We start from the raw sequence: 25542 nt of genomic DNA, 5'->3' as shown, positions 1-25542 counted from the left end.
TTTATTTTACAACGAAGCGTAACACCTTGTTGTAATCATTAAACTTCAACACATATACTCCAAAAGAAAGATCTTGGATATTGATGCTGTTATTTGTTGCATCTACACCTTGTTCTTTAACTTTCTGGCCAAGCATATTGTAAATAGCTACGGTATATTGTTGTGTGAGGTTAGACAATGAAATAGTCTGATCGGCTGGGTTCGGGTATAGCGATACTCCGAAAAATTCGTTGTCATTAACTCCTGCAGTTACGCAAGGTGTGGGGGCTGTTCCGGCGTTCGTATTCTCTAAATTGCAATCTGCAGAATCAGAAAAGGCCGCGGTAAGTTCAATTGCGCTACCGTCAGCTGCAAAAACCACACCTACAAATGTATGCGAAGTGGTTAAGCCAGCTGTTGCTACTGAAGCCGTTCCGTCGCCCGTTAAATCTAAGGTTCCAGTTGCTGGAGGATTGACGAAAGTTACAGTAACATCTGCTGTAAAGAAATCGTCACTACCATCGGTGGGAGTGCCATTATCGTTACACGGAGAAAGGTTTGAAGTTTCTATTTCAGATATATCACAAGCAGTTGGATCGCAAACGTAATTTGGCAACACGTAGCCACGAGCTGTAAACCTATCTGTGAAAGCATCAATTTCTGCACAACTGTAGTTCATGTCTATAGCAGCTTGTCTTACGGCAATGGCGGCATTTTGTTGGTTGGTATTGCTGTTGGTCATGGCGAGGCCTTCCCAAACTGCGGCATCCATTTTTTCTCTTCCAATTATTTCCCAGATTTCAAGCAATACGGAAGCCCAGATTTGCCCATCGGTATGGATTGAACCGGTTAGCCCGCCTGGATACATAGCCCCGTAATTGGTAACGCGGCCACCCCAAAATGGATTGTGTCCGTCCCAACCAAATACCCAGAAATACTGTGGGTCTGTAATATCCCAAAAACCGGTACTTCTTTTATATGAATTAGCCCAATAATCGCCAGTTCCTTCACTCAAGCCATTTACTTGACTTAGGTTTCCGTTGGTAGCAAAGTCGTGAAGTCCGTGACCTAATTCGTGAAGCACTACGTCCATGTCTTCGGCATCGTCAATACCACCTTCACCAAACTGAAGGCTTCCAGCGCTGTAAAATGAATTGTCTGCGCCATTGGCACCGTGTGGGTCATAACGAACTACACCACCGTTATAAATTGAAACTAAAGGAATTCCTAAGTCATCGTTGATGTATCGGAAACTCTTATCGATATGGTGATAGCAGTTTGCGGCTTCAAAACCTTGTTGGTCTCTTGTAAAGCTGAAATCTGAAGTTGGTTGTAAAAATAAACCAGTAGATGGGGAGCCTAATTCTGCAATTTCGGTATAAGGACCTTTTAGTCTGTAGTTTGTGCCGTCAAATTGAATGTCCAGCAAAGTTACTGCGGTTCTTGCAGCATCGAGATCTGGGTTTGTTGCGTCGCCATTGTCTTGATAGTTTCCGCCATACACATTGCCTGTTTTGGTAAGCGGATCTGGATCAAAAACCATCGCAGTACCGGTAGCAAGCGTTGTAGTTGAAGTTGGAGTGTGTGCGTTATGCCCACCATTTTTTTTATGGTAAATAGCAATGTCCTTTGTGCTTAAAACAGCACCCGTTGTGGCGTCTACAATGGTTTCCCAATTTCCCATTCGGAATTCAGACATTGTAGTTACTCTGTAAACTAACTTGCTGCCACCTAACTTATTATAGACGTAAAGCTTTACTTCTTTTTGGGAAATATATCCCTCGATATTTAAGGCGGCTTTTGCTGCATTTAAAGCGTCTGTTTCAGAAATAGCAGGAGTTGTGGCTATGGTAGCCACCGCACTGTTATAAGTGCTGGCGTGATAGGTAACCTGATTTTTATTTGAAACGTGAACCGCAACTGAAGAGTCAAATACCTCCACACCGTTTACAGTATGTTGATATCTAAACGTGGCACCCGAAGGTCCGTTGTGTGTGTTTTTTAAAGCAAAACTTTGGTTTGTTTTGTTGATGGGCATGTTGTTGTCCATCCATGACTGGGCGACACTTTCTTTACTGCTTTGTGCAAAGAAAACTTGTGAAGCTACTAAAATTAGCGAAGTGAATAGAAGTCTTTTCATATAAAAGTTTAAGTTAGAAATGTGTGAATAGATAGTCAAAAGTAGTTGTAAAGATTTATAATTCAAAGGGTTTTGAAATAAAGTAATTGAAAAAATATTTAGAGATATGCTATTCTAAACAAAAAAAAAGAAACTACATTGCTGTAATTTCTTTTTTAAATAATTGTAAAACAGGCTTTATAAAATGGAAACCATTAAATTTTCTTCAATTTTTTCAACCTTCGCCACTTTTGAGGCTGTTAAACCTTTTATGGCTTTATCCCACTTTTTATTGCTTAAGCCACTTTGGGTCTTTAGCGTATCCAAAGCGATGGGGGAGTTTCCTTTTAAAAGAGTAAAAACCGTTTTTTCGTCTTCACTCATTTCTACTTTTTTCTTTTCGGGGCGCATTTGTGGAAAGAAAAGCACCTCTTGAATAGAGGCATTGTTAGTTAAAAACATAATTAATCTATCCATTCCAATACCCATGCCGCTTGTTGGGGGCATACCGTATTCCAATGCGCGCAGAAAGTCGTAATCAATAAAGGCAGTTGCTTCGTCATCGCCGCGGTCTGCTAGTTTTAATTGTGCTTCAAAACGTTCGCGTTGGTCAATTGGGTCGTTTAATTCGCTGTATGCATTTGCAATTTCCTTGCCGCAAACCATCAATTCAAAACGTTCGGTAAGATCTGGATTGTCGCGGTGTTCTTTACATAATGGACTCATTTCCTTTGGGTAATCTGTAATAAAAGTGGGCTGAATGTAGTTGCCTTCGCACTTTTCGCCGAAAATTTCATCAATCAGCTTCCCTTTTCCCATGGTTTCATCCACAGGAATTTTCATCTCAATTGCAGCCTTTCTAATTTCAGCTTCGGTTTTTCCGGTTATGTCAAAACCTGTGAAATTTTTAATCGATTCTGCCATAGTTACCCTTGGGTATGGCGCTTTAAAATCTATATCGTATTTTCCAAAGGTTGCCTTGGTTGTACCATTTACCTGCATAGCACAGAATTCCAGCAATTGCTCGCAGAAATCCATCATCCAATTGTAATCTTTATAGGAAACGTAAATTTCCATCGCGGTAAATTCTGGGTTGTGTGTGCGGTCCATCCCTTCGTTTCGGAAGTTTTTTGAGAATTCGTACACGCCATCAAAACCACCAACGATTAATCGTTTTAGGTACAACTCATTCGCAATACGCATATAAAGCGGAATGTCTAATGAATTATGATGGGTTACAAACGGTCGTGCAGCGGCACCTCCGGGAATTGGTTGTAAAATAGGAGTTTCCACTTCAAAATAACCACGATCGTTAAAAAACGTTCGCATAGCATTGTAAAGTTTGGTGCGCTTTACAAAAATTTCCTTTACGTGTGGGTTGACCACCAAATCTGCATAACGTTGACGGTAGCGTTGTTCGGGGTCGGTAAAGGCATCGTGCACTTTTCCATCGGCATCAACACGGGGTTGGGGCAATGGTTTTAGGGCTTTACTCAGCAGGGTGAAATTTTTTACCAACACGGTTTTTTCGCCGACTTGTGTTTTAAAAAGTTCGCCTTCAATTCCTATAAAATCGCCAATATCGAGCAGTTTTTTATAAACTTCGTTGTAAAGCGATTTGTCTTCGCCGGTACAAATTTCGTCGCGATTAAAATATACTTGAATACGGCCATCGGCATCTTGAAGTTCGGCAAACGACGCTTTTCCTTGAATTCTTCGAGACATCAACCTTCCGGCAATCACAACTTTTTTGCCTTCTTCAAAATTTTCTTTTAGCTTTTTTGAAGTATCGCTAACAGGGTAAAGGTCTGCGGGGTAAGGATTAATGCCTAGATTGCGCAGTTGTTGTAATTTTTCTCTTCGGATGATTTCCAGTTCAGACAGTTGCATATATTTCGATATAAAAATAAGTTTGCAAAGATAGGTAATTGAAGAGTGAAATGTGAAGTTAGAATTGCGGTTTATAGAAAAAAGAGGAAAGAAGAAATAAGAAAGAAGAAAGAGGAAAGAGGGAATGACTTGTGATTAACAAATTGCCGAAGCCATAAATAAAAAATAATAGTCGTAGTTTTGTTTGCTATGAGCATATGGAGAGTTTTATTGTCGATTCTTTTTCCGCCGTTAGCCGTTATAGACAAAGGTTGTGGCTCTGTAATAATTGTTTTTATCCTAACGGTTTGCGGGTGGATTCCGGGTGTAATTGCTGCACTTATTATAATTAATAACCCTAATAGATAATATTATGAAACTAAAATTACTATTTTTTTTCGCCTTGGCTTTTACGTTTGTAAGCTGTCAATTTTCTGAAACCATGGTTATGAATGCAGACGGATCGGGCACCATGACGGTTGAGGTAAATCTAAACGAAATGATGGCTTTTGGCGGGGATGCACTAACCGATTCGGCAAAAGTTAAAATTGATACGATAATAAATATAAAGCAGTTTTTAGAAGAAAAACGCGACAGTATTTCAAAACTTTCGGCAGGGGAACAACAGAAACTAAAGAAGTTGGAGAATTTTGATATTCGTATAAAAATGGATTCAGAATCTTCTGAAATGACTTATGCTATTTCAAGCAATTTTAAAAACGTAGCAGAAGCAAATGATATGCTAAACGGGTTGCAGCAAGCCGGAAATATGATGCCCGGAGACAATACCGAAATGATGAAACCAAGTACAAAGGAAGACTCTAAAGAATTGGTGGGAGTAAGGTACACTTTTGAAAACGGGGTTTTTAATCGCGATGCGTATATAAAAGATAAAGAAATGCACCAACAGCAAGTAGATAGTTTAAAGCAGGCCGAAGCTTTTATGGGCGGCGCTAAGTATACTTTAAAATACACTTTTCCGAAGCGAATAAAAAAGACGTCTAATCCAGAAGCAAGCTATTCTGAAGATAGAAAAACGGTGATTGTGCGACAGTCATTCATTGAATATTTTAAGAATCCTGATATTCTGGATTTAAAGGTAGAGTTAGAAAACTAACAATTTTCGGCAACGTATTTGTATATTACATACTTAACACTAAACTTAAAAAAAATGAAAGCATTATATTTTTTAATTCCACTTTTTATGGTTAATGCCTGCAAAACGCAGACTGGCAACGTAATTTCATCAGAAAACACAAATATGGAACAAGTAGAAAACAGTAATTCTGGCTGTCCAGAAGTTGGGAATTGCATTGTTGTGTTACACAAAAACAAAAATCTTGTTGTTAAGGAAGATGGCACGGGTGCTATGTATCCTGAAATGACGGCTGGCAAAAATATTGTGGTAGAATACACTTACTTAAAAGAAGGGCCCGAAGGCACTGCAGATGGCAACTATTCTGAAACTATCCATTTTGAAATTCCTGCTGCCACAACCAACCTGCGTAAGGAAAATGCAACGCTAAGCGATGTGAATTTACTTTACGGAAAACATTGTTTTTGCAAAGGCGAAGCAGGTTATTATCCTATTACCGATGGAAATTTGTCGGTAGAGAAAAATAATGAAACTATAACTTTCGATTTAAAATTTAAGGTAGGAAAAACTTCTCAAGTTGTTTCGCATATTGTGGAAACGGTTAAACTTTAGGGTTTGGAAGAAAGAGGAAAGAATAAAGAAGAAAGAGGCTAATTGTGAAATAGCTTCTTCAAAATTGTTAAAAAAAGAAAGAGAAAAGAACAGGAAACAAATCCTGTCTTTTCTCTTTTTTAATGGTTGAATTAACTGCTAATTAGTTTTTCACAATTTTCTTAGTAGTTACTTTGTTGCCGTTTTTCACAACAAGGAAATACATTCCACTTTCAATATAGCTATACTCCAACTGCTTGTTGAATGTACTTGAAGCAGATACATCATCAAAAGTGTATTGGTTAATTGCTCTACCTCTTAAATCGTATAGCGATATTTCAATTTTATCGTTTGATGCTGGTTTAAAAGTAAGGTTAAAAGTTCCATTTGAAGGGTTTGGATAAACCGAGAAATTATCAAATGTAAAGTCTTCAACACCTACAACGCCATCTACAGTAATAACAGCATCGTTAAGATCGAAGAAAATGTTGTTAGACGACATCACCATCAATCTACCAGTTGTTGTGTTAACGTTAGGAACGTTTACCACAGCACTTCCGTTGTTTGGCACATTCAACGCTACTGAAATTGGGTACGTTTGTCCGTTATCGGTAGAGAACCAAATATCTACATTTGGACTGTCAACAGGAGCAACATCAGTTCCGGCAACATCCCAAGTTACGGTTTCGGTATTGCCGATAGTCCAAGTAGTAGCTGTATTTTGTGAAGTAACTTCAAACGGGCCAGAAGCGTTGTCAAAAGTTAAAATCATATTATCGCTAGCAGAAGATGCACCGCCGGCAACGTTATCGCGAACTGTGTATCTAAAATTCATTATTCTGCCTACAGAAGGAACAACTTCCCACGTATTTTGCGTGTTTCCAGAAAGTACTGTACCAATTGCTGGCATATAGCGCTCTGGCGAATCAGATGGGTCTTTGGTTCTAAATGCAGGTCCAGCGGTAGAAGTATTTTGAGGTGGCATAGGCGCAACCTGTGGATTCATTTGTTCCCAGCAATGAGATAATACATCGCCATCAGGATCTGTTGCAATACCTTTTAATCTAAAAGGAGTGGACTTAGGAACAGTGTAATTAGGACCAGCATCTGCTACTGGAGGTAAATTATTTGTTGGTGTTTGTGCACCACATTGTCCTTGACCATTTTTAATGTAATTCCAAATTTCTTGAATACTAATAGCAGTAAAGTAATCGTCGCTATTACTCTGCACGTTTGGAGGGCAAATACCTGCATACCCCATAATAGAAGAAGCACTTCCCGGCTCTACAGCTGTAGCAGCGTTTCTGTTATTTCCACAAGAATTATTAAATGTGTGGTTTGCACCAAATTGGTGCCCCATTTCGTGCGCCACAAAATCAATAAAGAAAACGTCGCCAATAGGAGAAGGTAAACCTGTAACACCTCTTGCTTTTTGACCCGTACGGCAAGGTACGCGAAGTCCAGCAATTCCACCGCCACCAGTACTAAATACGTGACCAATATCGTAATTGGCATTTCCAATTATAGCATCGCAAGTGGTTTGGTTTTGACCGAGCATTGCTCCACCACTGTTGTTGGTATAAGGGTCGGATGCTGCATTAAGGAATATAATATCTTCATTGTCTGCAACAATAACCATAGTTAGAGAAGCATCTCTCTCATAAACGCCGTTTACACGGGTCATGGCTACGTTCATGGCTGAAAGGACAGCAGCCTTTTTAACCGCATCTGAAGCTCCATTAGGAATACCCTGCTGGGTTAAATGATACTGTGAATATTCGCCAGTAGAAGCTAATGCCAGTCTAAAGGTTCTTAAAATACCATCATCTGCATTTAAATTGTTGGTAGGCAAATCCATAATTTCGGTCTCTTCTGTTAAACACACAGCGCTATTAGGATTGGCAGGAACCTGATTAATGTTATAAGCTATGTAGTAATTTCTATCTTGTGTGTACGGATCAATATAGATTGTTGAATAGTTTACAGACGAAATCATTACGTGTACTCCTACATTCGAAACACTAAAACGAGCAATGGCCGAACCATCATCTATACCCTGTGCGGTATATGAACGAATGCCTGGGTGTTGTGCCTGTAATGCTGGTTCCATTACAGAAGCTTCATAAACACGGAAGCGTTGTAATTCACCATTATTTGTTGGAAGCTCAATTATTACATTTGAAAGCCCAGTAAATCTTTCGGGCGCTCTTTGCAATTGGCTTTTTAATGCGGTTGTGTTAAGGGAAAATAGATTAAAGTCTTGCGGCATTGCATTGCGGAAGGCTTTCTGTCGGGTCTGCGTCTCGGAGTTAGTTGCCTTGCTCCATAACGCACTCTGCGCTTGTAGTCCAAAGCTTAAAAGCAAAAGACATACAATCAGGAATGGCTTAAAAGTACTTTTTTTCATTTTTAATGTATTTTATATGAATGTTTAGAGCGGTAAATATAGCAACCTTTGACGAATTTAATAAATATTTAAGAACTTAACTTTCGGAATTTTTACAATTAATTACATAAAAAAGTGAAATTAAAAGAGGGAGAAAATATTAATTGATAATTTTGTCTGGCCAAATAAAATGAGCAACCTCGTGAACAAGCTTATACAAATAAACGACCTGGGACTTAAAGATTATAAAGAAACCTGGGAATTTCAAGAAGATTTATTTCAAGGTATTTTACAACTAAAAAGCACAAACAAAAAAGAAACATTACGGCTGGAAACCCCTAACTATTTTTTATTTGTTGAGCATCCACACGTTTATACGCTTGGTAAAAGCGGACATATTGAAAATTTGCTAATTTCAGAAGAAAAGTTAAAAGCCTTAAACGCCACTTTTTATAAAATAAATCGGGGTGGTGATATAACCTATCACGGACCGGGGCAAATTGTGGGCTATCCTATTTTAGACTTGGAAAACTTCTTTACCGATATTCACAAATACCTGCGTTTTTTAGAAGAAATGATTATTCTAACCCTTGCCGAATACGGCTTAAAAGCTGAAAGAAGCAAAGGCGAAACGGGTGTCTGGTTAGATGTGGGAACTCCCTTCGCCAGAAAAATTTGCGCCATGGGTGTGCGTGCAAGTCGCTGGGTAACCATGCACGGTTTTGCGTTTAATGTGAATACAGATTTGGGTTATTTTGATTATATGATTCCCTGTGGAATAAAAGACAAAGCAGTAACCTCGTTAAATGTGGAATTAGGAAAGGCTGAAATCCCGTTACAGGAAGTAAAGGAAAAACTACTGAAACATTTTCTCAAACTTTTTCAAGCCGAGGTAATGTTAAAAGCCGAAGTTTAATTTACACTGTAAAAAACAACACTATTAGCTTCACCTTTTACAACTAGTCCTGTGGCACTACCTTCTGCCATTGATGCTGCCGAGGTTCCGTAAACCGGAAAACCGTTTAAGAGTTTCCCATTCTTATCAAAAACGTAAACTTTTTTCTCTTGGGTTTCGGTTATTGTAATATAGATATTTCTATTTATTTTAAATAGTTGCGGATGCGTGTAAAGTCCTAAAGGCAACTCGATCAATTTGCCATCTATGCGCAGCAAATTGTCGTCTTTGGTTACTTTTGTACGGTTCAATATAGTAAACCAATAATTGCTGCTCACGTCCAGTTTTTGCGATGAAATTTTCCCGTCCTGCGAAATGCGTTCTTTGGTGTTTTCCGTAGTAATAACCACAAAATAATTATCTTCTTCAACAATAGGAATTTCAGAAAATTTAAAGTTTTTTGAAACCGAAACACGTGTCTTACCAACACGACTTAAAATGTTGAGTTTTCCGTTTTCTTCGGCAATTACAATATAATCCTTATTGCTCATTCGTATATGTACCGGCGATTGTACAATTTCACTCTTCGTTTTGCTGAAGCCAAAACCCTTTACAATTTTTCCGTTTTTGTCGTACATCAGTACTTCTTTCCCTTGCACCACCACAAACCGGTAATTTCGGTTGTTGTCGTAATCAAAAACGGAGAGTGGTTGCGTTATTTTGTCTTTAAATTTTATGGGAAAACCTTTTACATCCTTGCCATTTCTGTCTATTATATAAAATCCGTCTTGGGTAACAAAGGCTATTTGTTTGCCGCCAGAAATTTCAACTTCTTCAACTTTTCCTAAAATGCCGGTACCCAGATTTTTAGTCCAAAGAATTTTTCCGTTTTCCGAAATAAAATAGAGCTTATTACCAATATCCTGCACCACCACATTATTGCTGCCGTTTTTACCTTCAACCAATTGTGGGTTTCCGAGAATCGGACTCTCAAGTTTTATATTGAATTTTTCCGAAACACCTCCCGAAACACTTTTTGCCGAGGCACCGGCTTCTCTGCAACTAAGTGTTAGGTGCGCAAAATTTCGGTCAAAACTAAATTGAAGTGCTGCCAACGGGAATTTATCAAAAGAAATATTTTTAATTCCCGCCCTGCTTTTTGAATTGAAGAAGCTTGCGATTGGTTCCGAAAATTCGCCCTGCATTTTAAAAATTAATAGCGACGAAGCGGTGCTTAAATCTTGTGCCGTGTTTTCAAAATAGGAGGTGTTTTTTAACGTTGCATTGTTTTGAAACGAACTGATTAATTGTTCGGCGGTGCTTTCACTTTCGGTAAAGACAAAAAAGTTTTCAAGCTGAAAAACATAGTTTGCTTTTTCAGAATTTATAAAAGGCGAAAAGGTTTTTTGAAATAATTGCGGCTCGCTAAAACTGCTTATTTCAATTTCGCGAAACATACTTTTTGCAGATACAAAGCGCGCCAAGGCATCGTCTGTTAAAGAAGCATCGATACTTTTAATAAAAATGGCGGTTTCGTTTTTTAGCTGAATGCTTCCCACTTCGCTCACCGAACCAAAAATTCCAGTTGTTTTTGTCGTGTTTTTTTCACCTCTAAAAAGACGTAATTTATTCTGAAAGGTTTCCGCGTCGTTAAAGGTGAAACTTAGAGCGCCTAAAGCGTCGGTTGGCACAATGGCTGCGAGGTGGTTGTACTGTGGGGATTGTCTCTCAAAAACGTTTAGCAATTGCGGAATGCTATCTGTGGCCAATGTAATTCCGGTGGCGCTAAAAGACTCGGGCGCAATGGCTACGTCCAGCGCGCTCCACGAAGTAAAATCTATTTTAATAGCATCGGTTGCCGCAATTTTATTGCCGCGCACCAAAGCAGTAAACCCGTTTGAAGACGGAAGATTAAACACCTTTTTAAAAGTGGCGTCGCGTTCGGTTTTTCCTTTTAAAATGTCCTGCAGAATTTGTTGCGAAGAAGAAACCACAAATACGCTATCGATAATTGCCGAATAAGCAATTTGTTTATCGATGGTTATCCGCTGAAAGGCTTGTTTGTCAATTTGCAGGGTTTCAACGGTTTTATTTTTTATGGAATCTAATTGAAATAAGTTTTTTGAATGCTTCGAAATAAAGGTAAATGCCGAAACCGAATCGTTCATTTCATTAATGCACAAAAGGCTTTGCGAAGTGGGTTGCAGGTTTTTAAACAGGGCTGTCTTTTCGGTAAAAAAAGAATAAGGCGCAGTTTTTTCGAATTTGGAAAGCAAGGAGCTGGCTTCAATATCGGCCTGCAAATTTTCGAGTTTTGAAATCTTAAAAACCAAGGAAGCGTTTTCTGGAACAAAATCCATTAAAGTACCTGTTTTTGAGGGTGTTTTATCGCAGCTGCCAAAAATCCCTAAAAACATTGGAGCTAAAAGTAAAAGCGCAAATAATTTCCTGTGAATTTTTCCCATAACACAAAAATAGCATGGATTAATGATGGTTCAATGCGAAGTAGAAAATGTTTATTGACGGGTTGTCAACAGTCCCTTGAACCCGCAAAGGGGGAATAGGCCCGCCCAGCCTACGTAAAGGGGAGGAGTTTGCTCAAGGGTTCCCCCATTAGGGGTTAAGAGGCCAAGAGTTTAAAACTTTTTCGATGAAAAATAGTTCTTCCGTACTGGCGAATTGCTTCGCGATGCGCTTTGGTTGGGTAACCTTTATTTTGTTTCCAATTGTATTCCGGAAATTTTTCGTGAAGCGCTGTCATATATTCATCGCGATAGGTTTTAGCCAAAATTGAGGCAGCAGCAATATGCAGAAATTTGCCGTCGCCTTTTACCACACATTCGAAAGGCGTTTTTCCGAACGGTTTAAAACGGTTGCCGTCAACCGCAATAAAATGCGGCGTGGAAGCAAGACCTTTTATGGCACGGTGCATCCCTAAAATGGAGGCGTTTAAAATATTTATTTTGTCAATTTCGTCCATCATTACGTGCACAACTTTAAAGCAAATGGCTTCGCGCTCAATAATATCTTTCAGTTCCAATCGTTTTTTTTCTGAAAGTTGTTTGCTATCGTTTAAAAAGGGATGTTGAAAATCATCGGGAAGAATTACCGCGGCAGCAGTAACGGGTCCGGCCAAACAACCGCGACCGGCTTCGTCTGTGCCGCATTCAATAAGGTTGAGGTTAATTTTTAGCTGAAGCATGCGACAAAGTTAAAAAGATATTCAGTTATTGAAACTAGTTGGTAAAATGAATTTAATAACCTAATACTGCAATAACTCTTTCAGCCAAAAAAAATATACCTTTGCCCGAAAGTAATACTCAGGATGAAAAAAACACTTTTGCTATTTCTTCTTTTTTGTGCTTCGGCAACTGTGTTTTCGCAAACTCCTGCAAAGCTTGAGAAGCCACCGATTGATTATTACAAAATTATTTCGACAGCCCGAGATACTACTTTTGTGGATACTACACTTTCAATTGCGAAAAAATACAAATTCAATTATTTACGGAAGGACAATTTTGAATTGCTGCAGTTTTCGAACGTAGGACAAACTTATAATTCGCTCGCATATACATTTGACCAACGGAATTTAAAACCACTTTTTGTGGCGCAGTCGCATCACTTTAACTACAAAGAAATTGAAGATGTAAATTATTTTAATGTACCCACACCTTTAACCGAATTGTATTTTAAAACGGCCTACCAGCAAGGACAACAATTAGATGCGTTTTTTACGGTAAATACTTCGCCTCAATTTAACTTTTCGGTGGGGTATAAAGGGGTTCGCTCGCTTGGGAAATACCAGCATATTTTAACCAGTACGGGTAATTTTCTTTTCACCTCAAATTATCACACAAAAAGCAATCGTTATGTGGTGCGCGCCCATTTGGCTGCACAGGATATTTTGAATCAGGAAAACGGTGGGTTGACAGCTAATTCGCTACAACTTTTTATGAATGCAGACCCAGAATTTAGCGACCGCGGAAGATTGGATGTAAATTTTGAAGATGCCGAAAACAAGCTGGAAGGGCTTCGTTTTTATGGCGATCATTATTACGAATTGCTCAGCAATCGCGACAGCACGGGATATTCGGTATTAACCATTGGAAATGTTTTGAGTTACGAAGACAAGTTTTTTAGATACAATCAAACCAGCCCATACAAGGGTTTTGGGTCTTCGTACGAAACAGCAGATTTATTTACAAAAACAAAACTGGAAGATTTTAATGTAAAAGCATACGCAGATTTCAACAATTCAATTATCGGAAAAATTACAGCTTGGACGGGTTATAACGATTATAATTACGGTTATAATTCGGTTTTGGTATTAGATGAAGAAAGAATCCCCAACCGAATAAAAGGAAATATTATTGAAGCTGGAGCAGCTTACGAAAAGGAATATCGCGGCTTTAAACTTTCCGGAAAAGGTGCAATAAACGTAGCTGGCGATTTTGACGGCAATTATTTTGAAGGCGCGGCTTCGTATAATTTAAATGAAGAATACAATGCGAAAGCTTCAATCAATATTCATTCAGTAGCACCCAACTTCAACTTTTTATTGTACCAAAGCGATTACCTAAACTACAATTGGAAAACCAATTTAAACAACGTAAAAACCCAGCAACTCAACTTTCAAATTAACACAAAGCGATTTGGAAATGCTTCGGTAAGTTATACTGGCATTGACGATTATGCCTATTTTGGTATAAAGGAAAACGACAGTACGCCTTCGCCAAATCAAGCTTCGGAAAGAGTTGATTATTTAAGAATTAAAGCTGAAAAGGAATTTAAGTTTGGCAATTTCGGTCTTGAAAACACCGTGATGTATCAGCAAGTTTTAAGTGGCGAAAATATTTTAAACGTGCCACAACTCATTACCCGAAACACGCTATATTTTGAAAACCATTTGTTTAAACGTGCTTTGTTTTTGCAGACTGGCGCTACTTTTAAGTACTTCACCAAATACAATATGAACGGCTACGATCCGGTGTTGGCTGAGTTTTATGTGCAAAACGATCAGGAATTGGGAGGTTTTCCGTTGGTAGATATTTTCTTTAATGCAAAAATACGGCAGACGCGTATTTTCTTTGTTTATGAAAATTTCACTAATTTATTTAGCAGTGGAAAAAACGACCATTTTGCGGCACCGGGTTACCCGTATCGCGATGCAGTGCTGCGTTTTGGATTGGTTTGGAATTTCTTCCTATAAAAAAACCCTCCAGCATTTTAAATACTGGAAGAGTTGTTTAATGGCTAATGACAAATGTTTAGCGTCTATTGGCTATCAATCTCTCAAAAGTCCTCTAGAAATTACAATTTTCTGTATTTCTGAAGTTCCTTCGTAAATCTGTGTAATTTTCGCATCGCGCATAAAGCGTTCTACGTGGTATTCTTTTACAAAGCCATTTCCGCCGTGAACTTGAACTGCTTCAACAGAAACATCCATTGCAACTTGGCTGGCGTATAATTTTGCCATTGCGCCGCTCATATCGTAATTATTGCCTTGGTCTTTATCCCACGCGGCTTTCATCACTAAATGACGCGCAGCTTCAATGCTGGTGTGCATATCGGCAAGTTTAAAAGCAATAGCTTGGTGGTTTGAAATTTCGGTTCCAAAAGCTTTTCTAACCTTTGAGTATTCACGCGCAAGATCGTATGCGCCAGCGGCAATTCCCAAAGCTTGGGCGGCAATACCAATACGGCCACCAGCAAGGGTTTTCATCGCGAATTTAAAACCAAAGCCGTCTTCGCCTATTCTGTTTTCTTTCGGAACTTTTACATCATTAAAAATCAAGGAATGGGTATCGCTTCCGCGAATTCCCAGTTTGTCTTCTTTTGGTCCAACTTCAAAGCCTTCCCAACCTTTTTCAACTATAAAAGCGTTGATGCCTTTGTGTTTTTTTTCTTTATCGGTTTGCGCAATTACCAAATAGAAATCTGCCGTTCCACCGTTTGTAATCCAGTTTTTTGTACCGTTTAAAACGTAGTGATCGCCTTTATCTATAGCCGTAGTTTTTTGTGAAGTGGCATCGCTACCTGCTTCAGGCTCACTTAAGCAAAATGCACCAAGCTTTTCGCCCGTTGCTAATTTGGTGAGATATTTTTGTTTTTGGTCTTCGCTGCCGTATGCTTCAAGGCCGTAACATACCAAAGAGTTGTTTACGGAAACTATTACAGAACAAGAAGCGTCTACTTTGCTTAGCTCTTCCATCACCAAAACGTAGCTAATAGTATCCATTCCGCCACCGCCGTATTTGGGATCTACCATCATTCCTAAAAAACCGAGCTCGCCCATTTTTTTAACTTGTTCGGTTGGAAATTTTTGAAGGTTGTCTCTTTCAATTACGCCCGGTAATAATTCGGTGCGTGCAAAATCGCGAGCGGCGTCGCGAATCATTAAATGTTCTTCGGATAGACTGAAATCCATATGCTTTATATAAGTGAGAGTTATTTTTTATTGGGAAGTGCAAAGGTACTTATAAAAAGCAAATTCTAAAAAGACAATTTTTAAATTAAAAAACTTAGCGAACTTTAAGCGTGATAGTTCTTCTAAATTGGTGCTTGCTATTTGGATCTCGTTTAAAATTTGATGCTTAGATGGTGTTGTTTTTAATTTCATCTGTGCTATCTTTAAAATTCAAATAGCATTCAAAATTGAAAAACAACAGTTATCATATTATTGGAGTAATGAGCGGCACATCGCTGGACGGAATAGATTTGGTGGAAATTTCTTTTACTTATGCTGAAGATATCTGGCGTTTTAAGATCCTGGCTGCCGAAACGGTGCCGTATTCTACTTTTTGGAAGGACGAACTGCGCGAAGCAATTAATTATTCAAAAGAAAAACTGGAACGACTCGATTTTAAATACACCGAAAAACTTTCCGAAGAAATTTCAAAATTTATTAAAAAGCACAAGGTGCAAGAAATTGATGCAATTTGCAGTCACGGGCACACCGTTTTACATCAGCCCGAAAAAGGGTTTACGTACCAAATTGGCAATCTGCCGCGAATAGCAAAAATGCTGGGGCAAACGGTGGTTTGCGATTTTCGGGTGCAGGATGTGGAACTTGGCGGACAGGGCGCGCCTTTAGTGCCAGTTGGCGATCGGTTACTTTTTTCGGAATTTGATTATTGTTTGAATTTGGGTGGTTTCGCGAATTGTTCTTTTGAAAAGAATGAGGAACGAATCGCTTTTGATATTTGTCCCGCAAACATTGTTTTAAACAAATATGCCGAAAAACTTGGGTGCGATTTTGACGAAAGCGGGAAGCTGGCTGCTTCGGGAAAAGTGAATAATGCATTGCTTCAAAAATTAAACGCGCTTTCATTTTATATTGAAAAACCACCAAAATCGCTGGGTTTGGAGTGGGTGAAGGAAAATGTGTTTCCGCTTTTGGAAACTTTCGATATTTCTTCCGAAGACATTTTGAGGACTTTTACAGAGCATATTGCGGTGCAACTGGCCAATCCGTTTCCTGCAGATGCTTCTGTTTTAATAACGGGTGGCGGAGTTTACAATTCATTTTTAATTGAAAGGTTGAAAAGCCTTGCTACAGTTGAAGTAATTATTCCGTCGCCTGAAATTGTAGAATACAAAGAAGCATTGATATTTGGGTTGTTGGGCGTTTTAAAATTGCGCGACGAAATTAATTGTTTAGCGAGTGTTACTGGGGCTTCGAAGAATCATTCCAGCGGGAAAATATTCACGCCGTAATTTTTATTCAAAAAAAAACTAAACCCCTCACAAGTTTTTTATATTTGCTTTGTTAATCCGAAGTTTTAATAGCGGATACAAATACAATCCATAGCCTTGCCTAAGGGCATTCTAACATACCTCACTTAATGAAAGAATTACTTAAAAAGTACGAAGAAAAAGAACCCGAAATTGTTTTTCATTGGAAAGATCCCGAAACCGAAGCCGAGGGCTGGACGGTCATTAACTCCTTGCGTGGTGGGGCTGCCGGTGGCGGAACCCGCATGCGAAAAGGACTTGATATGAATGAAGTGCTTTCACTTGCAAAAACGATGGAGGTGAAGTTTTCAGTTTCCGGTCCTGCCATTGGCGGCGCAAAATCTGGAATTAATTTTGACCCTGCCGATCCACGAAAAAAAGGTGTTTTAGAACGTTGGTTTAAAGCTGTTTCACCTTTATTGAAAGGCTATTACGGCACCGGTGGCGATATGAATGTTGATGAAATACACGAAGTAATTCCATTTACCGAACAATGTGGTATTTGGCACCCGCAAGAAGGCGTATTTAACGGACATTTTATTCCTACAGAAGCAGATAAAATCAACCGAATTGGCCAATTGCGCCACGGTGTAATTAAAGCTTTGGAAAGCTCAGAATATTCTCCAGACGTTACGCGAAGTTACAAAGTGGCCGATATGGTTACTGGTTTTGGCGTGGCCGAAGCGGTTAAGCATTATTACGATATTTATGGCGGCAATGTAAAAGGAAAACGCGCCATAATTCAAGGATTTGGAAACGTGGGTTCTGCAGCGGCTTATTACCTCTCGCAAATGGGAGCCAAAATAGTTGGTATAATTGATCGCGATGGAGGCGTCATCAATAAAGATGGTTTTTCTTTTGAAGAGATAAAGCACTTATTTCTCAATAAAGATGGCAACACATTAGTTGCAGAGAATATGATTCCTTTTAATGAAATAAATGAGAAAATCTGGCAACTTGAGGCAGAGATTTTTGCTCCGTGTGCGGCTTCAAGATTAGTAACGCAGCAGCAGATTTCAGAAATGATAAACAGTGGATTGGAAGTTATAAGCTGCGGTGCGAATGTGCCGTTTGCAGATAAGGAAATTTTCTTCGGTCCTATAATGGAATACACCGATGAGCGCGTGAGTTTAATTCCAGATTTTATTAGCAATTGTGGGATGGCGCGCGTGTTCGCATATTTTATGGAGCGCAAGGTGCAAATGACAGATGAGGCTATATTTAATGACACGTCTATTACTATTAAAAACGCTATTCAGAATACTTTTGATAATAATAGTACCAAAACAAACATCAGCAAAACAGCCTTTGAAATAGCATTGAAACAACTGTTATAATTTTCAACAATAAGCACTTACTATGGAATCAATTATCATTTTAATTTTCGTAATTGGGTATCTTTCAATCACACTCGAGCATCCTTTAAAACTAGACAAGACAGTACCTGCTCTTATTATGGCTTCACTTATATGGGCTGTTTTGGCAATAGGTTTTGTCAACGGATGGTTTGATGTAATCAACACTGAAGAACAGGCGTTTAGTTTTCTTACTGGAGGCGAGCTCGCCATGGAAGGATTTGAGGGCACGCTGCTTCACCATTTAGGAAAAACCGCCGAGATATTAATTTTTCTTATTGGGGCGATGACAATTGTGGAGATTATCGATCTTCACCGTGGTTTCGAAGTGTTAAAAAGTGCTGTTAAAACAAAGAGCAAACGAAAGCTTTTGTGGATTATAGGGATACTTGCGTTTATTCTTTCTGCAATTATAGATAACCTTACCGCTACCATTGTACTCATTACGCTTTTAAGAAAATTAATTCACAGAAGAGAAGACAGGATTTGGTATGCTGCAATGGTTGTGATAGCCGCAAATGCCGGTGGAGCGTGGTCTCCCATTGGCGATGTAACCACGACTATGTTATGGATTGCTAAAAAAGTATCTGCTGCTGGTTTAATTGAATACGTAGTTATACCTTCTATTGTAAGTTTTGCACTGCCATTTATTGTGGCTAGTTATCTGCCAGTTTTTCGTGGAAACGTTCACGTGGAAGTGCGCGAAGACAAAGAAGAAGGAGCTATATTAAGCAGTAGAACCATGCTGTTTTTAGGATTGGGAATGATAGTTTCGGTCCCTGTATTTAAAACATTAACGCATTTGCCACCTTATATGGGAATGATGCTTGCTTTGGGCGTGGTGTGGCTGGTTTCAGAATACATTCATCCCGAAGAAGATTTCAGCAGAGAAAGAAGGCATTTGTATTCGGCCCACAAAGCTTTATCGCGAATTGAAATTTCTAGTATTCTTTTCTTCCTCGGCATTTTAATGGCAGTGGCTGGCCTCGAAAGCTTAGTATATGGAGTTGTTAATGGCGAAGAAGTGGGAACACTTAGATATTTAGCCGAAGTGTTGCAAAGCGCCATCCCCAATCAAGATGTGGTGGTTATACTGCTAGGTATAATTTCGGCAATTATAGATAATGTTCCGCTGGTAGCGGCCTCTATTGGAATGTACGATTTGCCAATAGATTCTGTATTGTGGCACTTTATTGCCTATTCTGCTGGAACCGGGGGAAGCATGCTTATTATTGGTTCTGCCGCAGGTGTGGCAGCAATGGGAATGGAGCGAATAGACTTTATCTGGTATCTTAAAAAGATTACTTGGCTTGCATTTCTTGGATTTATTTCCGGAGCAGGAACCTTTTTATTAATTGAAAGAGTGTTATTTCACAATGCATAACAATTTCTGAAATCTATTACCGTTATTCACTAAAACAAAACCTATTTTATGTTGAACTTCTTTTTTCAAGAGGGTGCTGATTTGGCACAAGACCTTGAACCTATTTCTGAAGAAAAGACCCTCTCTATTATGGACCTTCTTTTAACAGGAGGTGTTGCTGGGCAGATAATAATACTCGTCCTTTTTGTACTGCTATTTGTAGCTGTTTATATTTATTTTGAACGACTATTTGCCATAAAAGCGGCATCCAAGATGGATGGTAATTTTATGAATCAAATTCGCGATCATGTAGCCAAAGGCAATATTCAAGGTGCAAAAGTGCTGTGCGCACAGAACAACACGCCAGTTTCTCATTTAACCGAAAAAGGAATTTCCAGAATTGGAAGTCCTTTGGAAGACATTAATACCGCAATTGAAAACGCGGGTCGTCTTGAAGTTTATAAACTCGAAAAAAACGTTAGCGTACTTGCCACCATTGCAGGCGCCGCCCCTATGATAGGGTTTTTAGGAACAGTTATCGGGATGGTTTTGGCGTTTCACGAACTTGCTACCAGTAGTGGCCAGGCCGAAATGGGTAACCTCGCCGAAGGTATTTATACAGCTATGACCACCACCGTAGCCGGTTTAATCGTAGGTATTATTGCATATATGGGCTACAATCACTTGGTTGTAAGAACAGATAAAGTTGTGCATCAAATGGAAGCCACAGCGGTAGATTTTCTAGACATGTTAAACGAGCCAACTTAATGAATTTAAGAGGAAGAAATAAAATAAGTGCCGACTTTAGCATGAGCTCCATGACAGATATTGTGTTTCTGTTGTTGGTGTTTTTCCTGCTTACTTCGCCTGCAATAACACCCGATGCTTTGGATTTAATCCTTCCAAAGGCAAAAGGGAAAACTTCGAACGTGCAAAAAGCTTCGGTAAGCATTACCAAGGACGGAGCGTACTATGTAAACAAAGAACGCGTAAGCGAATACAGCATTGAAAATCAGTTAAAAGAAGTTTTGGCCGGGCAAGAAGAGCCCACTATTATTTTACGTGCCGAGGAAGGCGTGCCCATTGAAGATGCCGTTTTTGTGATGGATATTGCTAACCGAAATAGTTTTAAAGTCGTTCTCGCCGTTAGACCCAATTAAAGTCGCAGTTGGCAGTTGCTTTTGGTAACAATGGCACTGAATTTGCGAAAATCTTTAATATCAAAAATCATAAATCTTGAGTTTTTTAAACACAAAACATAAACGAAAAAGTATGATCATCACGGTAATCGTGCATGTTATCATTCTTATTTTGTTGTTTTATGTGGGTATGAAATATATGGATCCGCCATTGGAGCAGGGAATAGCGATTAATTTTGGAACTACTGAAACTGGTAGTGGCGCTATTCAGCCAACCGAAAAAATACAATCTGCGCCTCAAAAAACGCCTTCGGAACCTATTGCACAACCAAAAACAGATATAAAGGAAGAAGTTGTTACACAGGAAAACGTAGATGCTCCCGTTATAAAAAAAGAGCAGCCTAAAAAAGAACAAACTGTAACCCCAGTAAAAGAGCAACCCAAAAAAGAAGTAAAAAAGCCAGACCCCAAACCAGATAAATCTACGACAGATGCGCTTTCTAGTATTTTGAACGGTCCAAAGAGCGATGGTACTGCAAAAGGTGGCGAAGGCGATGACAAAGCCCCAGGCGATAAAGGCAGCCCCGATGGCGACCCAAATGCGAGTGCCTATTATGGAACTGGGAAAGGTTTAGATGGCGATGGCAATTATTTATTAGGCGGAAGAAAAGCATTAAACAAGGAAAAGTTTGTGCAAGATTGTAACGAAGCAGGAACTGTTGTAGTGAGCATAGAAGTAGATCGCAAAGGAAATGTAATTAGTGCTATGCCAGGGGTGAGAGGTTCTACAAATACTTCTCCCTGTTTAACTGAACCCGCAAAACGTGCTGCAATGGCAACAAAATTCAATGCAGACGATAAGGCGCCAGCAAAACAGATTGGCAAAATTATCTATAGATTTAGTCTTTCTCAATAGCCATTTCACTCCAAAAAATACCTTGATTTTTTCCGTATCTTTAAACTTCAAAAAAAGATACTATGCTTCGAATTTTTACTTTTCTCTTTCTTATAAGTTGTTTAACAGGATGTAAAAATGCTTCCGAAGAAAATAATGACTTTGCTTTTGAAGAAAATTTGGATGAAAAGTATCCGCACGATTTTATGTTTATGCAACGGGCCTATCCGAGCGGGGAATTGAACACTGCTGCATATTCCGAAGCAATTCGTTGGAAACGACAAGCCGCACACAAAAGTAATACGGTTGAGGTTTGGCAGTTTAGCGGCCCGTTAAATATTGGAGGAAGAATTACAGACATAGAAATTCCCTCTACCCAGCCCCAAGTCTATTATGTAGGTGCCGCGTCTGGTGGAATTTTTAAAACCAGCAACGGGGGAGATGATTGGGTTCCAATTTTTGACGAACAGGAAATGTTGTCCATTGGCGATATAGAAATTTCAAAAAGTGACAATAATCTTATTTGGGTTGGTACAGGCGAAGTAAATGCCGGCGGAGGCTCCTTAGTTTACGATGGCGATGGGATTTACAAAAGTACTGACGGCGGCACCACATGGCAGTCTAAAGGCTTACCGGATATTGGAAGTGTTGGCAAAATTGTTTTAGACCCAAATAATGATAATACCGCTTTTGTTGGTGCAATGGGTCCGTTGTTTAGAAAGAGCGCTAATCGCGGCGTTTATAAAACGACAAACGGTGGCGATAGTTGGCAGCAGGTGCTGTTTGTTAGTGATTCTACGGGCGTAGTGGATATGGCTATTCATCCCGCAAATGGAGATATTGTTTACGCCGCAAGTTGGGAACGCATTAGAAGGCCTAACAACAGGCAATACGGTGGAATAACCTCAGGAATTTACAGAACAACAGATGGTGGTTCCAATTGGACGGAGCTTACAAATGGCTTGCCAAGCACTGCTTCTCAAAAAGGAAGAATTAGTATAGCTATTTCTGCTTCAAACCCCAATGTGCTTTATACGCGATACGCAGATGCTTCGGGAAATATCCAGGGAGTTTATAAAACCATCAATGGTGGAGATTCTTGGACTGCCGTTAATTCTAATCAGCTTACCAATGTTGGATTTCATTGGTGGTTTGGAGGAATTTATGTAGATCCCACAGATGAAAATACAATTTACAACGTAGATTTTGAAGTTCAAAAATCTACAAATGGTGGCAATAGCTGGGGCAGTTCTTTTTCAAACGTACACGTAGATCAGCATGCGCTGGCGTTTAATGCTTCGGTGCCGGGAGAGGTGCTTCTCGGGAATGACGGGGGGCTTTATTACAGCAGTAACGACGGGGCTTCTTCGGTAAAAGATATGAAACTTCCTATTACGCAATTCTATAGAATGCACGTAGATGCGCAGAATGAAAATAAAATTTACGGCGGCGCCCAAGACAACAGTACCAGCCGCACCCAAACGGGTGGGTTAACAGATTGGAATATAATTTACGGTGGCGATGGCTTTCAACCGCTAGTTGATCCAACAAATACAAATGTAATTTACGCGCTTTATCAATACGGGGCACTGGGGAAATCTACCAATAATGGCGGATCATTTTCCAATGCTACCAATGGAATTTCTGGTGGCGATCGCAAGAATTGGGACACCCCAATTACTTTTGACCCTTCAAATTCGCAGACGCTTTATTACGGAACAAATAAACTGTACAAAACCACGAATGCTGCGGGCAATTGGTCGGCAATAAGTCCAGACCTCACGGATGGGCCTCATACTGGCAATCTTACATTTGGCACCATAACAACCATAAGTGTTTCGCCATTAGACAATGAAATTATTTTTGTTGGCACAGACGATGGCAAGGCTTGGGTTACGCAGGACGGCGGTTCGAATTGGACTGATGTATCGACGGGTGTTCCCAACAGATGGGTTACCAAAGTTTTGGCTTCTCGGGAAGACCCAAATACTGTTTATTTAACGCTTTCGGGATATCGGTTTGGCGAAGGCGTTGGTCACGTGTATAAAAGCAACGATTTGGGAAACAACTGGTTCGATATTTCTTCGACATTGCCCGATATTCCTGTGAACGACTTGGAACAAGACAGTTTTGGCAATCTATTTGTAGCAACTGATGTGGGTGTTTTGGCGACCAATGACGAAGGTGTAAATTGGACTGTTTTGGGTGAAAATTTACCTTCGGTTGTAGTGACGGACTTGTTTATTCACGAAGGATCACAATTTTTATTTGCCGCTACCTTTGGTAGGTCGAGTTATAAAATTGACATTTCAGATGACATTCTAAATTTGAATGAAAATAGTTTTTCTTCGGAAGTAAAAGTTTTTCCAAATCCCGCTACGGAAATAGTGACGGTTTCCCTTAAAAATACTTCAGAAAAAGCTTCATTAATAGTTTATGACGTTATGGGAAGAACTGTAAAACAACAGGATTTTAAGGGCGAAAAAGAAGTTCGCCTTTCTGTTGAAAACCTTCAACCCGGCATTTATTATTTGAAAATTTATGAAGGAAAAAAGCAGACCACAAAAAAACTAATTGTAAAATAAAACCTTTCAATCATCAACTATTCAGAAACCATCGCCTGGCTTTTTGCGCAACTCCCAATGTACCAACGGGTGGGGCAAAGTGCGTATAAAGCCGATTTGGCGGCGACTATCAACCTTGCCAAACATTTAAACAATCCCGAGAAAAAGTTTAAAAGCGTACACGTTGCGGGCACCAATGGTAAGGGCAGCACGAGCCATATGTTAGCTTCGGTTTTTCAGGAAGCGGGTTATAAAACGGGGCTGTACACTTCGCCACATTTAATGGATTTTCGGGAGCGAATTAAAATTGATGGCGAAATGATTCCGAAACAATACGTTTTAGAATTTGTTGAAAATCATAAATCTTTTTTTGAAGAAAATAAACTCTCCTTTTTTGAAATGACCGTGGGTTTGGCGTTTGATTATTTCCGAAGTGAAAAGGTAGCTATCGCGATTATTGAAGTGGGAATGGGCGGCAGGTTAGACAGTACAAATATTATTACTCCCGAAGTTTCGGTAATTACTAATATTGGGTTAGACCACACGCAGTTTTTGGGAAACACTTTAGAAAAAGTGGCAGGGGAAAAAGCTGGAATTATAAAACCGAATGTTCCCGTTGTCATTGGCGAAACAGTGCCTGAAACCCAACGCGTTTTTAAAACGATTGCTTCGGGAAAAAATGCGCCAATAAAGTTTGCTGAAGGTTTAAATACGCCAGATTTTACTTCAGATTTAAAAGGAATCTATCAAGAAAAGAATATTAAAACAGTGCTAACCACATTGAAAATTCTACAGGAAAAGGGTTGGAATATTTCAGAAGAAAACATAAAAAAAGGATTGTTGAATACCGTTAAAAACACTGGATTAATGGGCCGTTGGCAGGTTTTGGGAAACAACCCGAAAGTAGTTTGCGACACGGGGCATAACAAAGAAGGTTTGCAATTGGTGACCGCCCAGCTTGCAAAAGAAAGCTATAAAAAGCTTCACATCGTCTTGGGTGTTGTAAGCGACAAGGATTTAGCTTCTGTATTGCCGCTCTTTCCGCAAAACGCCACCTATTATTTTTGTAAACCGAATATTCCCCGCGGGATGGATGCTTCGTTATTATTGTCCAGTGCTCGAGGTTTCGGACTAATTGGGGAGGAGTATATTTCAGTATCAAATGCCTACAAAGCTGCGCTCCGAGCTGCTTCAGAGCAAGATTTAATTTTTATTGGCGGCAGTACTTTTGTGGTTGCAGAAGTTTTATAATTTTTTTCAAATAAATGTTTGCGGGAATTAAAAACTAGCTTATATTTGCAACCTCTAAACAATGAGGGCGATTAGCTCAGCTGGTTCAGAGCATCCCGAATTAACTTCGGGAGGGTCGGGGAAAAGTTTAAAATTATTGTTTTATGAGGGCGATTAGCTCAGCTGGTTCAGAGCACCTCGTTTACACCGAGGGGGTCGGGGGTTCGAACCCCTCATCGCCCACCAGATTTAAAACCGGAGTTTTCGCTTCGGTTTTTTTTATGATTTATTTTATCTACATATTATATTCTGAAAGTTTAGATAGAT

19 protein-coding genes and 1 tRNA gene are annotated in these 25542 nt (G+C 39.5%); 14 read left to right on the top strand and 6 right to left on the bottom strand.

The window, feature by feature from the left end:
* Position 1: 1 nt before the first annotated feature.
* Both K8089_RS10610 and lysS read right to left on the bottom strand, forming a co-directional pair.
* Positions 2-2119 carry a T9SS type A sorting domain-containing protein gene (locus K8089_RS10610; protein ID WP_237603261.1) on the bottom strand — a complete coding sequence of 706 codons (2118 nt, stop codon included), beginning with the start codon at positions 2117-2119 and terminating at the stop codon, positions 2-4.
* Positions 2120-2296: 177 nt separating this feature from the next.
* Positions 2297-3988: a lysine--tRNA ligase gene (gene lysS / locus K8089_RS10605; protein WP_237603260.1), complete on the bottom strand. Its 1692-nt coding sequence runs from the start codon at positions 3986-3988 to the stop codon at positions 2297-2299.
* A gap of 189 nt (positions 3989-4177) precedes the next feature.
* Here lysS and K8089_RS10600 point away from each other — a divergent pair, with 189 nt between their 5' ends.
* The 3 genes from K8089_RS10600 to K8089_RS10590 are packed head-to-tail and all read left to right on the top strand — an operon-like array spanning position 4178 to position 5675.
* The gene (locus tag K8089_RS10600) at positions 4178-4336 is read left to right on the top strand and encodes a YqaE/Pmp3 family membrane protein (RefSeq protein ID WP_237603259.1); all 159 of its coding nucleotides are present in this window, start codon (positions 4178-4180) and stop codon (positions 4334-4336) included.
* Positions 4337-4340: 4 nt separating this feature from the next.
* Positions 4341-5084, top strand: a complete 744-nt coding sequence (locus K8089_RS10595; protein ID WP_237603258.1) for a hypothetical protein — start codon at positions 4341-4343, stop codon at positions 5082-5084.
* A 54-nt stretch (positions 5085-5138) separates the two neighbouring features.
* Positions 5139-5675, top strand: coding sequence for a hypothetical protein (locus tag K8089_RS10590; RefSeq protein WP_237603257.1), 537 nt, complete (start codon positions 5139-5141; stop codon positions 5673-5675).
* Between the two features lie 142 nt (positions 5676-5817).
* Here the strand turns inward: K8089_RS10590 and K8089_RS10585 are convergent, their stop codons facing one another.
* Complete coding sequence (locus K8089_RS10585; protein ID WP_237603256.1) at positions 5818-8061, bottom strand: zinc-dependent metalloprotease; 2244 nt, start codon at positions 8059-8061, stop codon at positions 5818-5820.
* Between the two features lie 169 nt (positions 8062-8230).
* Here K8089_RS10585 and lipB point away from each other — a divergent pair, with 169 nt between their 5' ends.
* Positions 8231-8956 (top strand): lipoyl(octanoyl) transferase LipB, encoded by a 726-nt coding sequence (gene lipB, locus K8089_RS10580; RefSeq protein ID WP_262913922.1) that lies wholly within the window; start codon positions 8231-8233, stop codon positions 8954-8956.
* Here lipB and K8089_RS10575 read toward each other — a convergent pair.
* Both K8089_RS10575 and K8089_RS10570 read right to left on the bottom strand, forming a co-directional pair.
* Positions 8953-11400 (bottom strand): hypothetical protein, encoded by a 2448-nt coding sequence (locus K8089_RS10575; RefSeq protein ID WP_237603255.1) that lies wholly within the window; start codon positions 11398-11400, stop codon positions 8953-8955. The genes lipB and K8089_RS10575 overlap by 4 nt on opposite strands.
* 155 nt (positions 11401-11555) lie before the next feature.
* A complete protein-coding gene (locus K8089_RS10570; protein ID WP_237603254.1) occupies positions 11556-12137 on the bottom strand; it encodes a ribonuclease HII in 582 nt (193 codons plus the stop codon).
* 123 nt (positions 12138-12260) lie between these two features.
* Here K8089_RS10570 and K8089_RS10565 point away from each other — a divergent pair, with 123 nt between their 5' ends.
* Positions 12261-14144, top strand: a complete 1884-nt coding sequence (locus tag K8089_RS10565; RefSeq protein WP_237603253.1) for a putative porin — start codon at positions 12261-12263, stop codon at positions 14142-14144.
* Between the two features lie 75 nt (positions 14145-14219).
* Here the strand turns inward: K8089_RS10565 and K8089_RS10560 are convergent, their stop codons facing one another.
* Positions 14220-15362, bottom strand: a complete 1143-nt coding sequence (locus K8089_RS10560) for an acyl-CoA dehydrogenase (protein WP_237603252.1) — start codon at positions 15360-15362, stop codon at positions 14220-14222.
* A gap of 227 nt (positions 15363-15589) precedes the next feature.
* Here K8089_RS10560 and K8089_RS10555 point away from each other — a divergent pair, with 227 nt between their 5' ends.
* The 9 genes from K8089_RS10555 (at position 15590) to K8089_RS10515 (ending at position 25461) form a co-directional block, all read left to right on the top strand.
* Positions 15590-16651 (top strand): anhydro-N-acetylmuramic acid kinase, encoded by a 1062-nt coding sequence (locus K8089_RS10555; RefSeq protein ID WP_237603251.1) that lies wholly within the window; start codon positions 15590-15592, stop codon positions 16649-16651.
* A 128-nt stretch (positions 16652-16779) separates the two neighbouring features.
* Entirely contained in the window at positions 16780-18006 is a 1227-nt protein-coding gene (locus tag K8089_RS10550; protein ID WP_237603250.1) for a Glu/Leu/Phe/Val dehydrogenase dimerization domain-containing protein, read from the top strand.
* Between the two features lie 22 nt (positions 18007-18028).
* Complete coding sequence (gene nhaD / locus K8089_RS10545) at positions 18029-19408, top strand: sodium:proton antiporter NhaD (RefSeq protein ID WP_237603249.1); 1380 nt, start codon at positions 18029-18031, stop codon at positions 19406-19408.
* 48 nt (positions 19409-19456) lie between these two features.
* Complete coding sequence (locus K8089_RS10540) at positions 19457-20155, top strand: MotA/TolQ/ExbB proton channel family protein (protein ID WP_237603248.1); 699 nt, start codon at positions 19457-19459, stop codon at positions 20153-20155.
* Positions 20155-20547, top strand: a complete 393-nt coding sequence (locus K8089_RS10535; RefSeq protein WP_237603247.1) for an ExbD/TolR family protein — start codon at positions 20155-20157, stop codon at positions 20545-20547. The genes K8089_RS10540 and K8089_RS10535 overlap by 1 nt, the downstream gene beginning before the upstream one ends.
* 112 nt (positions 20548-20659) lie before the next feature.
* A complete protein-coding gene (locus K8089_RS10530) occupies positions 20660-21442 on the top strand; it encodes an energy transducer TonB (RefSeq protein ID WP_237603246.1) in 783 nt (260 codons plus the stop codon).
* Positions 21443-21504: 62 nt separating this feature from the next.
* The gene (locus K8089_RS10525; RefSeq protein ID WP_237603245.1) at positions 21505-24006 is read left to right on the top strand and encodes a T9SS type A sorting domain-containing protein; all 2502 of its coding nucleotides are present in this window, start codon (positions 21505-21507) and stop codon (positions 24004-24006) included.
* A 12-nt stretch (positions 24007-24018) separates the two neighbouring features.
* On the top strand, positions 24019-25236 hold the full coding sequence (locus K8089_RS10520) for a bifunctional folylpolyglutamate synthase/dihydrofolate synthase (protein ID WP_237603305.1): 1218 nt from the start codon (positions 24019-24021) through the stop codon (positions 25234-25236).
* A gap of 147 nt (positions 25237-25383) precedes the next feature.
* A tRNA-Val gene (locus K8089_RS10515) sits at positions 25384-25461 on the top strand.
* Positions 25462-25542: the final 81 nt, after the last annotated feature.

This window comes from Aequorivita vitellina (genome assembly GCF_022008365.1).
Taxonomy (GTDB): domain Bacteria; phylum Bacteroidota; class Bacteroidia; order Flavobacteriales; family Flavobacteriaceae; genus Aequorivita; species Aequorivita vitellina.
This window is presented reverse-complemented; position numbering and strand designations above follow the sequence as displayed.